The organism is Cupriavidus basilensis (genome assembly GCF_029335485.1).
In the GTDB taxonomy this organism is placed as follows: domain Bacteria; phylum Pseudomonadota; class Gammaproteobacteria; order Burkholderiales; family Burkholderiaceae; genus Cupriavidus; species Cupriavidus basilensis_E.
On the sequence record NZ_JARJLM010000630.1, the window covers coordinates 1 to 11,409 of the forward strand.

Annotated in this window: 9 protein-coding genes; 8 read left to right on the forward strand and 1 reads right to left on the reverse strand. The window is 64.5% G+C overall.

All coding sequences use genetic code 11. The annotated features are described in order from the left end of the window. The first annotated feature begins 33 nt into the window (after window positions 1–33). The 3 genes from P3W85_RS38740 (at window position 34) to P3W85_RS38750 (ending at window position 3,935) form a co-directional block, all read left to right on the forward strand. Entirely contained in the window at window positions 34–888 is an 855-nt protein-coding gene (locus P3W85_RS38740) for a 3-hydroxybutyryl-CoA dehydrogenase (RefSeq protein WP_276268699.1), read from the forward strand. 439 nt (window positions 889–1,327) lie between these two features. Next, window positions 1,328–2,872, forward strand: a complete 1,545-nt coding sequence (locus P3W85_RS38745; protein WP_276268694.1) for a methyl-accepting chemotaxis protein — start codon at window positions 1,328–1,330, stop codon at window positions 2,870–2,872. Between the two features lie 7 nt (window positions 2,873–2,879). After that, window positions 2,880–3,935 carry an EAL domain-containing protein gene (locus P3W85_RS38750; RefSeq protein ID WP_276268695.1) on the forward strand — a complete coding sequence of 352 codons (1,056 nt, stop codon included), beginning with the start codon at window positions 2,880–2,882 and terminating at the stop codon, window positions 3,933–3,935. Between the two features lie 45 nt (window positions 3,936–3,980). Here P3W85_RS38750 and P3W85_RS38755 read toward each other — a convergent pair whose 3' ends face one another. Then, complete coding sequence (locus tag P3W85_RS38755; protein WP_017226957.1) at window positions 3,981–4,649, reverse strand: Crp/Fnr family transcriptional regulator; 669 nt, start codon at window positions 4,647–4,649, stop codon at window positions 3,981–3,983. A gap of 243 nt (window positions 4,650–4,892) precedes the next feature. Between P3W85_RS38755 and P3W85_RS38760 the strand changes: the two genes are divergently transcribed. From P3W85_RS38760 to P3W85_RS38780, 5 genes are all read left to right on the forward strand, one after another. Continuing rightward, window positions 4,893–6,863 (forward strand): AMP-dependent synthetase/ligase, encoded by a 1,971-nt coding sequence (locus P3W85_RS38760; protein ID WP_276268696.1) that lies wholly within the window; start codon window positions 4,893–4,895, stop codon window positions 6,861–6,863. A gap of 13 nt (window positions 6,864–6,876) precedes the next feature. Then, window positions 6,877–7,782, forward strand: a complete 906-nt coding sequence (locus P3W85_RS38765) for an ABC transporter ATP-binding protein (protein WP_276268697.1) — start codon at window positions 6,877–6,879, stop codon at window positions 7,780–7,782. A 46-nt stretch (window positions 7,783–7,828) separates the two neighbouring features. Continuing rightward, window positions 7,829–8,743 carry a branched-chain amino acid ABC transporter permease gene (locus P3W85_RS38770; RefSeq protein WP_017224679.1) on the forward strand — a complete coding sequence of 305 codons (915 nt, stop codon included), beginning with the start codon at window positions 7,829–7,831 and terminating at the stop codon, window positions 8,741–8,743. Window positions 8,744–8,769: 26 nt separating this feature from the next. Beyond that, on the forward strand, window positions 8,770–9,846 hold the full coding sequence (locus P3W85_RS38775; protein WP_276268698.1) for a branched-chain amino acid ABC transporter permease: 1,077 nt from the start codon (window positions 8,770–8,772) through the stop codon (window positions 9,844–9,846). A 91-nt stretch (window positions 9,847–9,937) separates the two neighbouring features. Next, window positions 9,938–11,272 carry an ABC transporter substrate-binding protein gene (locus P3W85_RS38780; RefSeq protein ID WP_017224677.1) on the forward strand — a complete coding sequence of 445 codons (1,335 nt, stop codon included), beginning with the start codon at window positions 9,938–9,940 and terminating at the stop codon, window positions 11,270–11,272. The last annotated feature ends 137 nt before the right edge of the window (window positions 11,273–11,409 follow it).

Here is an 11,409-nt window from a genome sequence, read left to right on the forward strand (position 1 = left end):
TCAAGCAACAGCAACAGCAACAAGGAAGACAAGATGGGAATCAGGACAGTTGGCATCGTAGGCGCCGGCACCATGGGCAACGGCATTGCGCAGGCATGCGCCGTGGTGGGCCTGGACGTGGTGATGGTGGACATCAGCGACGCAGCGGTGAACAAGGGCATCGCCACCGTCGCGGGCAGCCTTGATCGCCTGATCAAGAAGGACAAGATCAGCGAAGCCGACAAGGCTGCCGCACTCGCGCGCATCAAGGGCTCGACCGACTACGACGCGCTCAAGGCGACCGACATCGTCATCGAAGCCGCCACCGAGAATTTCGACCTCAAGGTCAAGATCCTCAAGCAGATCGACAGCATCGTCGGCGACGACGTGATCGTGGCGTCGAACACCTCGTCGATCTCCATCACCAAGCTGGCCGCCATCACCAGCCGTCCTGGCAATTTCATCGGCATGCACTTCTTCAACCCGGTGCCGATGATGGCCCTGGTTGAACTGATTCGCGGCCTGCAGACCAGCGATGCCACGCATGCGCTGGTGGAAGCGCTCTCCAGGGAGCTCGGCAAGTACCCGATCACCGTGAAGAACAACCCGGGCTTCGTGGTCAACCGCATTCTCTGCCCGATGATCAATGAAGCCTTCTGCGTGCTGGGTGAAGGCCTGGCTTCGCCCGAAGAGATCGACGAAGGGATGAAACTGGGTTGCAACCACCCGATCGGGCCGCTGGCGCTGGCAGACATGATCGGGCTGGACACGATGCTGGCCGTGATGGAAGTGCTGTACACCGAGTTTGCCGACCCGAAGTACCGGCCGGCCATGCTGATGCGCGAAATGGTGGCGGCAGGCTATCTGGGCCGCAAGACGGGACGTGGCGTGTACGTCTACAGCAAGTGATGCCGTGAAAGCCTGAGGGCATTCAGGCATTCGGGCTTGAGGCATTGAACGATTCCCTCCAGGGAGGGGCGAAAAAGCTGGCAACGGGAAATCCGTTGCCAGCTTTTTTTGTTTTCAACGCGGCGCCGCCCTCAATGTGCTTCATTAGATACATTGGTAAGCCTGCTTATTAAGACATTAAATAAGAATCGATATCAATTAATGCGGAATTTAGAACGACCGTATTAAAATCGCATGTCAAGACCATGGTGGAAAAAAGGCAATAAATTCTGTGTGGAATCAAAATCGGCCCGAAATCCCTCCGGGAATCGAGGCCGCCGAACCCTTATGGCTAAAGGTTTGCAAAGACTATCCCGTAAACGCGGTTATGCAATACGCATCTCCATCTTTTACGGCCGATGCATTTGCAGACACACTAAAAAAACCAATAAGGACCCCCATGCGCAATAACCAGCCCGTCTCGCAACGCGAATATGAACTGCCGGAGGATGCGACGCTGATGTCGACCACCGACACCCAGAGCCATATCGCCTATGCCAACGCGGCTTTCATCGACGTCAGCGGCTTCACGCGCGAGGAAATCCAGGGCCAGCCCCACAATATCGTGCGGCACCCCGACATGCCGGCCGAGGCCTTCGCCGACATGTGGGCGACGCTCAAGGGCGGCGAGCCCTGGACCGCGCTGGTGAAGAACCGGCGCAAGGACGGCGATCACTACTGGGTACGCGCCAACGCCATGCCGCTGATCCGCAATGGCAAGCCAGTGGGTTATATGTCGGTGCGCACCAAGCCCACGCGTGAGGAAATCGGCGCTGCCGAGAATCTCTACCGCGATTTCCGCGACGGCAATGCCAATGGCCGGCGCTTCCACAAAGGCCTGATCCTCCACGCAGGCTGGAAGCGCTGGGCGTCGTTGTTCCAGACCATGCCGGTGCGCTTGCGCATCCGCAGCGCCCTGGCCGCCCTGTTGCCGGTTTGCCTTGTCGGCGCGGCCGCGCTTGGCATGGGCGGGATGGCGCTGGCCGGCCTCGGTGCCATCGTTGCCGGCATGCTGGTGCTGGTCTGCGCATGGCTGGAGGCGCAGATCTCGCGTCCGCTCGAACAGATGATGGCGCAGGCCCTGCGCGTGGCGTCCGGCGAGAGCCAGAAGGTCGAGCATATGAACCGGGTCGACGAGATTGGCATGACCCTGCGCACCATCAGCCAGCTGGGCCTGATGTTCCGCTGGCTGATCGATGACGTGAGCGAGCAGGTGCTGAATGTGCAAAGCGCCAGCAGCGAGATCGCGCAGGGCAACACCGACCTGAGCACGCGTACCGAGCAGGCCGCGTCCAACGTGCAGGATACGGCGTCGTCCATGACGCAGATGACCGCCACGGTAAAGAGCAATGCCGAGACCGCCGCCCAGGCGAACGAACTGTCGGGCTCCGCCAGTGCCGCAGCGGCCAAGGGTGGCCAGGCCATGACGCAGGTGGTGGCGACGATGGAAGACATCAGCACCAGTTCGAAGCGGATTGCCGACATCATCGGCGTCATCGACGGTATTGCCTTCCAGACCAATATCCTGGCGCTGAACGCGGCGGTGGAAGCGGCCCGGGCGGGCGAGCAGGGCCGTGGTTTCGCGGTGGTCGCCGGCGAGGTGCGCGGTCTCGCGCAGCGCAGCGCCAGTGCCGCCAAGGAGATCAAGGAACTGATCGGCGCCAGCGTGGAGAAAGTCGACTCGGGTGCGCGGCTGGTCGACGACGCCGGCAAAACCATGGACAACATCGTCGCCCAGGTCAGGCGCGTCTCCGACCTGATCGCCGAGATCAGCCTGGCCACGGCCGAGCAGAGCGCGGGCATCGGCCAGGTTGGTGACGCCATCGGCGATCTCGACCACATCACCCAGCAGAACGCCGCGCTGGTCGAGCAGAGTGCCGCGGCCGCGCAAAGCCTGAAGCAGCAGGCCAACCGCCTGGTGGAAGCGGTTGGCGTCTTCCGCTGACCGCAAGATGAACCGGACCGAGCTACTGCGCAGGGTGGCGGCGGGGGCGTGCTTGCGCACCGCGCGCAACCCCTGGGGCGCCGCGCTTGACGCTGCCGTCCTGCATGCGGATGCCGCCGCCGGGGAGACCCGGTTTATTCCCGCGTGGCAGATACGGCGTCTGCTCGACGCAGGCCTGCTGCGCCGGCAACCCGGTGACACCGGCGGCGATATGGACTATGTGCTGACCGACGCGGGCCGCTCGATGGCGGGTGGCGTGTCCGCAAGGCCATCGCAAACACGCGCCCGTCTTCGCCAGGCCCCGGAGAAGCTGCGCGAGCGCGAGCCTCCGGGCCGCACGGACTACGGCGCCCGCTCGCAATCCGCGCTGCCCAGCTATAGCTTCGCCTTCCAGCCGATCGTGGATGCCAGGCAGCGCAAGGTGGTGTCCTACGAGGCTCTGGTGCGTGGCCGCCATGGCGAGCCCGCGTCGCATGTGCTGGGCGCGGTGTGCGCGGCTTCGCTCCATCGCTTCGATGACGAGAGCCGTGCCGCGGCCATGACCATGGCCGCGAGCATGAAGCTGCAAGGGCATCTGCATCTCAATTGCGTGCCGCGCAGCCGCATGGCGTTCGAAGGCGCGATGGGCCGCAGCGCGGCGTTGGCATCCGGCCTCGGCTTTCGTGCGGGGCAAGTGGTGCTGGAGGTCAAGGGGAGCGAGATACTGGATCATCCGCTGGAGTTCGCCAAGACCGTGGCCGCCTTGCAGCACATGGGATTCAAGCTGGCGATCAGCGACTTTCCCGCACGGCCGGCGGGGGGGCGCCTGCTCGACAGGCTCCGGCCCGATATCGTCAAGCTCGACAGGAACGCCGTGCACGGGATCGACGGGAACGAGAGCCTGCAGCGTTTCGCCGGCAACGTGGTGCAGGTGTGCGCGCGCCTGGGTGCCGACGTTGTTGCCGAGTGCGTGGAAACGATGGAGGAATACCGCTGGCTCCGCGCCGCGGGTGTCGGCTTGTTCCAGGGCCACCTGTTCGCGCGGCCCGCTTTCGAACAGCTGCCTGCCGCCAGCCTGCCCTGAGTCTCGTTGCCGGCCTGCCGCCCCCGTGCGGCTGGCCGGAACACGCTATTCGCCGTACTGCCTCAGCCCTTCCAGGTCCAGCACTTCGATTACCCCATAGTCCACCTTCACCAGGCCTTGCTGCTCCAGCACCTTCAAGGCCTGGTTGGCGCGCTGCCGCGATATCCCCGCCAGCAGCCCGATTTCTTCCTGCGAGATTTCCAGCGTGGTCCCCAGCCCCGGGTACAAATGCTCGTTGAACAGCGACGACACCGCGCGTGCCACCCGCGAATCGATATCGAGCAGCCGCTCGTACTCCACCGCGGCGATGAACTGCCCGAGCCGTTCATTGAACTGGGTCAGCAGGAAGCGCGTGAACGGCAGGCTCGTATCCAGCAGCCACTGAAACGTGTCGCGCGGCAGGAAGGCGATGCGCGACCGGCGCAGGGCCATCACATCGTACTTGCGGATCTCGCGCTTGAGCACCGCGCCTTCACCGAACCAGCCGCCGGTGGGCACGCCGGTGAAGGTGACCGACTTGCCGGAGGGCGATACCGTTGTGATCTTGACGATGCCCTCCAGCACGCCCATCCAGTGTTCGGCCATATCGCCTTTGTGGCAGACGTAGTCCCCCTGGCTGTACTCGCGCACGCACATGGCGCGGCGGACCACATCGCGTTGTTCGGGGCTGAGGTCGGCTGCCCACACGCAGCGGTCGACGAAATCGTTGAGCATGACCTGGAGCGTCCTCTGCTAGTGCTAGGGATTAACCCGGAATTGTCATCGGCGTGACAACCGGGGGAAGTGGCATCGACTATCTTACGGTCACCACGAACCGCGAGTGCGCGCCAACGCAGGCGCGACGGACTTGTTGCGCTGCGGCAGAACCCTCGCCGGGCAAAACAGCCCAAGTATAACCAGCGGAAGCAGGCTTGACACCGGTGGCGGATCCCCGCGCCGGAGGGACAGGAGACAGCGATGCAGGAACCGTCGGCGACGACCTTTCCGCGCCTGCTGCTTGCGCACGCGCAGCAGCGGCCGGACAGCCCGGCCTACCGCGAGAAGGATCTCGGGATCTGGCAAACCTATAGCTGGGCGCAGACCGCGCAGGAGGTTCGTGCGCTGGCGTGCGGGCTGGCCGCGCTGGGTTTTGCGCGCGGCATGAACCTGGCGGTGGTCGGCGACAACCGGCCGCGCCTGTACTGGGCCATGAACACGGCGCAGGCGCTGGGCGGCGTGCCGGTGCCGCTGTACCAGGACGCGATCGCGGGGGAGATGATCTATGTGCTGAACGACGCCGAGATCGACTTCGCCATCGTCGAGGACCAGGAGCAGGTGGACAAGCTGCTCGAGGTGGAGGAGCAGCTTGCCGCGCAGGGCCGCAAGGTTCGCCACATCATCTATGAAGACCCGCGCGGGCTGCGCGACTACGATCACCCGGCGCTGATGTCCTACCAGCGCCTGCAGGAAATCGGCCGCGAGTTCGATCGCGCCAATCCAGGTTATTTCGACAGGGCCGTGGCCGAGGGCGCGCCCGACGACACCGCCATCATCCTCTACACCTCGGGCACCACCGGCAAGCCCAAGGGCGTGTGCCACTCCCATCGCGGGCTGATCGGCGCGGCGCGCAACGGCTGCGCCTTCGACGGCCTGGTGGCGGGCGACGACGTGTTGTCCTATCTGCCGATGGCCTGGGTCGGCGACAACCTGTTCTCCTACGCGCAGGCCATGGTGGCCGGCTTCACGGTGAACTGCCCGGAATCGCGCGAGACGGTGATGACGGACCTGCGCGAGATCGGTCCCACCTATTACTTCGCGCCGCCGCGCATCTACGAGGGCCTGCTGACCCAGGTCATGATCCGCATGGAAGACGCGGGCTGGATCAAGCGCCGCCTGTTCCACTGGGCCATGGGCGTGGCGCGCCGTTGCGGCACCGATATTCTCGACGGCAACCCGGTAGCGCTGGCGGACCGCCTGCGCTACGCCGCGGGCGAGGCCTTGATCTTCGGACCGCTGCGCAATGTGCTGGGCATGAGCCGCATCCGCGTGGGCTACACCGCCGGCGAGGCGATCGGCCCGGACCTGTTCCGCTTCTATCGGTCGATCGGCGTCAACCTGAAGCAGTTCTATGGCCAGACGGAAACCTGCGCCTATGTCTGCCTGCAGCCGGACGGCAAGGTCAAATTCGATTCGGTGGGGCCCGCCGCGCCGGGCATGGAGATCCGCATCGCCGACAACGGCGAGGTGCTGGTGCGTGGCGTGGGGCTGCTGAAGGCCTACTACAAGCGCGACGATGCCACTCGCGAGGCGATCAACGACGACGGCTATTTCATGACCGGCGACGCCGGCGTGATCGACGCCGACGGTCATCTCAAGATCATCGACCGCGCCAAGGATGTCGGCAAGCTGTCCGACGGGGCGATGTTCGCGCCCAAGTACATCGAGAACAAGCTCAAGTTCTTTCCCTACATCAAGGAGGCGGTGGCCTTCGGTACCGGACAGGACCGCGTCTGCGCCTTTATCAATATCGATTTCGAAGCGGTAGGCAATTGGGCTGAACGGCGCCACCTGCCGTACGCGGGCTACATCGATCTGGCCGCGTTGCCGGAGGTGATCGCCATGATCGGCGAGTGCATCGAGCAGGTGAATGCCGACCTGGCGGCGGACGCCATGCTGGCCGGCTCGCAGGTCGCGCGCTTCCTGATCCTGCACAAGGAACTCGATCCGGACGACGACGAACTCACGCGCACCCGCAAGGTGCGGCGCGGTTTTATCGCGGAGAAGTACGGGGCACTGGTCGAGGCGCTGTATGCCGGTAAGCCGGAGCAGTTCATCGAGACGCGCGTGAAGTTCGAGGACGGACGCGAAGGCAGCGTATCGGCCACGTTGAAGCTGGTTGACGTGAAGCGCTTCCCGCCGGCCTTGGCCGGCGCGGCGCGCGCGGCATGAGCAGGGGCAGGGGATGACGCAAATGGCATGGCAAGGCGTGGAGCGCGGCGGCGATGGCCAGCCGGTGTGGAGCGGGGCGTCCGGCGTGCTGGCGGCGCCGGCGCAGGCGCAGGGCGGGGACCAGGCCGCGCACGCGCAGGTGCGGCAGGCTGGCGAGGTGATCCTCGACCTGCAGCATATCTCGCTGTCCTTCGGTGGCGTGAAGGCGCTGACCGATATTTCCTTCGATGTGCGCGAGCACGAGATCCGCGCCATCATCGGGCCCAACGGCGCGGGCAAGAGTTCGATGCTCAATGTGATCAACGGGGTCTACCACCCGCAGCAGGGCCGCATCGTGTTCCGCGGCGAGGAGCGGCGCAGGATGCATCCGACCGCCGCCGCGCGCCAGGGCATCGCGCGCACCTTCCAGAACATCGCGCTGTTCAAGGGCATGACCGTGCTCGACAACATCATGACCGGGCGCAACACCAGATTCCGCAGCGGCCTGCTGGCCAATGCGCTGTGGTGGGGCCCCGCGCGCAACGAGGAAATGCAGCACCGGCGCAAGGTCGAGGAAGTGATCGACTTTCTCGAGATCCAGGCCATCCGCAAGACACCGGTGGGGCGTCTGCCCTACGGCCTGCAAAAACGCGTGGAGCTGGCGCGCGCGCTGGCCGCCGAGCCTTCCATGCTGCTGCTCGACGAACCCATGGCGGGCATGAACGTGGAGGAAAAGCAGGACATGTGCCGCTTCATCCTCGACGTGAACCACCAGTTCGGCACCACCATCGTGCTGATCGAACACGACATGGGCGTGGTGATGGATATCTCCGACCGCGTGGTGGTGCTCGACTACGGCAAGAAGATCGGCGACGGCACGCCTGAGGCGGTGAAGGCCAACCCGGACGTGATCCGGGCCTACCTCGGCGCTTCCCACTGAGGCGGATGCAAGACTCGCAAAGTAACAAGAGCAGACAAGGACAACCATGACGTTCTTCTTTGAAATCCTGATCGGCGGCCTGCTGTCGGGGTTGATGTACTCGCTGGTGGCGCTCGGCTTCGTGCTGATCTACAAGGCCTCGGGCGTTTTCAACTTCGCCCAGGGTGCGATGGTCTACTTCGCCGCGCTGGCGGTGGTCGGGCTGATGGACAAGGGCCTGCCCATGTGGGCCGCGTTTATCGGCGCCTTCGGCGTGATGGTGGTGGTGGGCATCGGCACCGAACGCCTGGTGCTGCGCAAGCTGGTCAACCAGCCGCCCATCACGCTGTTCATGGCGACCATCGGGCTGTCCTTCTTCCTCGAAGGACTGGGGCCTTTGCTGTTCGGCAATGAAGTGCGCCCGATCAACCTTGGCATCGTCGACGAGCCGATCGAAGCCATCCTGACCCGCTTCGATATCGTGGTGTCCAAGTTCGACCTGGCCGCGGCAGCCATCGCCGGCATCCTGGTGGGCACGCTGGCGCTGTTCTTCCAGTACACCAAGGTGGGCCGCGCGTTGCGCGCGGTGGCGGACGATCACCAGGCGGCGCTGTCGCTGGGCATTCCGCTGCAGCATATCTGGGCCATCGTGTGGGGCGTGGCGGGCTTTGTCGCGCTGGTGGCCGGCATGCTGTGGGGCTCGCGCAACGGCGTGCAGTTCGCGCTGACGCTGACGGCCCTCAAGGCGCTGCCGGTGCTGATCCTGGGCGGTTTTACCTCGGTGCCTGGCGCCATCGCCGGCGGGCTGATCATCGGCGCTTCCGAGAAGCTGGCGGAGATCTATATCCCGCCTGTGTTCCAGTCCGCCTTCGGCGGCAACTTCGGCGGCATCGAAGGCTGGTTCCCTTACGTCTTTGCGCTGTTGTTCCTGCTGGTGCGGCCCGAGGGGCTGTTCGGCGAGAAACATATCGATCGCGTCTGACCGGCCTTCGTCCCAGGAGACAAACCATGTTCTATCGTGAAGCCGGCCAGTTCAAGACCAGCTATGTGGCCGACAGCCAGATCTTCCCCATCCGCCAGGACCGCATCGGCTTTGCCGTGCTGATGGCGGTGGCCTTCGTGGTGATCCCGTTCACCGGTTCGGAGTACTGGTTCTCGGCCATCCTGATTCCGTTCCTGATCTTCGCGCTGGCCGCCCTCGGCCTGAATATCCTGACGGGCTACGCGGGGCAGCTTTCGCTTGGCACCGCCGCCTTCATGGCGGTGGGTGCCTACGCCGCCTACAACTTCCAGCTGCGCATCGAAGGGCTGCCGGTGCTGCTCACCTTCATCCTGGCGGGATTGTCGGCGGCGCTGGTGGGCGTGGCCTTCGGCTTGCCGTCGCTGCGCATCAAGGGCTTCTATCTTGCCGTGGCAACGCTTGCCGCGCAGTTCTTCGTGGTGTGGGCGCTGACCAAGTTTCCCTGGTTTTCCAACAACAGTTCCTCCGGCGTGATCACCGCGCAGCGGCTGGACCTGTTCGGCATCGCCATCGATACGCCGGTGAAGAAGTACCTGTTCGTGCTGATGCTGGTGACCGTGCTGGCCCTGGTGGCCAAGAACCTGGTGCGCTCGTCCACCGGGCGCGCGTGGATGTCGGTGCGCGACATGGACGTGGCGGCCGAGGTGATCGGCATTCCGCTGATGCGCACCAAGCTGCTGGCGTTCGCCGTCAGCTCGTTCTACTGCGGTGTGGCCGGCGCGCTCTACGCGTTCTGCTACCTGGGCTCGGTGGAGCCGGACGGGTTCTCGCTGGACTTGTCCTTCCGCGTGCTGTTCATGATCATCATCGGTGGCGTGGGCAGCATCCTCGGTTCCTTCCTCGGCGCGGCCTTCATCCTGCTGCTGCCGATCTTCCTGGACAACGTGCTGCCGCCGCTCGCCGCGCTGCTGCACCTGCCGTTCACCAACGCCGCCGTGTCGCATATCCAGCTGATGGCGTTCGGCGCGCTGATCATCTTTTTCCTGGTGGTCGAGCCGCACGGCCTGGCGCGGCTGTGGCAGATCGCCAAGGAGAAGCTGAGACTGTGGCCGTTTCCGCATTGAGCCGCGCTTGCGCCTCTTGAGGATTTTCAGTTCGGACCAGGCAAACGGGTATTCCATAACAAACACACCTGCCAAGGTGAAGGAGACTGTCATGACCATCCTGATTCGCAATCTGCAGCGCATAGCCCTGGCGGTGGGTGCGTCGGCAGCGCTGCTGGCGCCACTGGCCGCGCAGGCCCAGAGCGGCGAGCAGTTCGTCGCGCTGCCCAGCTATCGCGTCGGACCGTACGGTGCCAACGGGCAGTCCTGGTACGGCGGCTTTATCGACTACCTGAACTACGTCAACCTCAAGGAGGGCGGCGTGAGCGGCGTCAAGCTTTCCTGGGAAGAATGCGAGACCGAGTACAACAACGCCAAGGGCGTGGAGTGCTACGAACGGCTCAAGGGCAAGAGCGCGGCCAGCAAGGGCACGGCGTATCACACCATGTCGACCGGCATTTCCTACGCGCTGGTGGACAAGACCGCCGCCGACAAGGTGCCGCTGGTCATGATGGGCTACGGCCGCACCGATGCCGTCGATGGCTCGGTGTTTCCCTATGCCTTCCCGCTGGTCACCACCTACCAGATGCAGGTCTCGGCCATCGTCAAGTTCCTGGCCACGAAGAACGGCGGCTCGCTGGCCGGCAAGAAGATCGTCTACCTGTATCACGACTCGGCCTACGGCAAGGAGCCGATCGTGGCGCTGGAGGCCGAAGCCAGGCTCGGCAAGTTCAACCTGGTCGAGATCCCGGTGGCGCACCCCGGCAACGAGCAGGGTGCGCAGTGGCTGAAGATCCGCCAGGAGAATCCGGACTATGTGATTTTCTGGGGCTGGGGCGTCATGAACCAGACCGCGCTCAAGGCCGCGCAGAAGGTCGGTTTCGCGCGCGACAAGATGGTCGGCTCGTGGTGGGCAGGCTCCGAGGAGGACACCATTCCCGCCGGCGACGCCGCCAAGGGCTATATGAGCGCGACCTGGAACGTGGCCGGCAAGGGCGTGCCGCTGATCGCCGATATCGAGAAGGTGGTCTACGGTGCGGGCAAGGGCAATATGCAGGACCGCAACAAGTTGGGCTCCGTGCTCTATAACCGAGGCGTATCGGCGGCGGTGGTGACGGTGGAAGCGATCCGCGTGGCGCAGGCGAAGTACGGCAAGGGCAAGGTGATGAGCGGCGATGACATGCGCTGGGCCTTCGAGAACCTCAACCTGACCAACGCACGGCTTGCGCAGCTGGGCGCCACCGGCCTGCTGCCGGAAATCAAGACCAGCTGCGACAACCACGAGGGCTCGGGCAAGGTGAAGATCCAGCAGTGGGATGGCACCAAATGGGTGGTGGTGTCGGACTGGATCGAAGGCAACAAGAGCCTGATCCACCCGCTGTTCAAGGCGACCGCCGCGCAGTTCGCGAAAGAGAAGGGCATCACGCCGGCGTGCATGAAGTCTTGATCCGCTGTGAGAGCGATCGGCGAGCATCCGCGAGTTCGCGAGGTTCGACCGCGGTAGCCGATGCCGATTGCTTGCGCCCCTCTCCCGTGGAACGGGAGCGGGGCCAGGGGAGAGGGCGGGCGCATCCACCGGCGTGA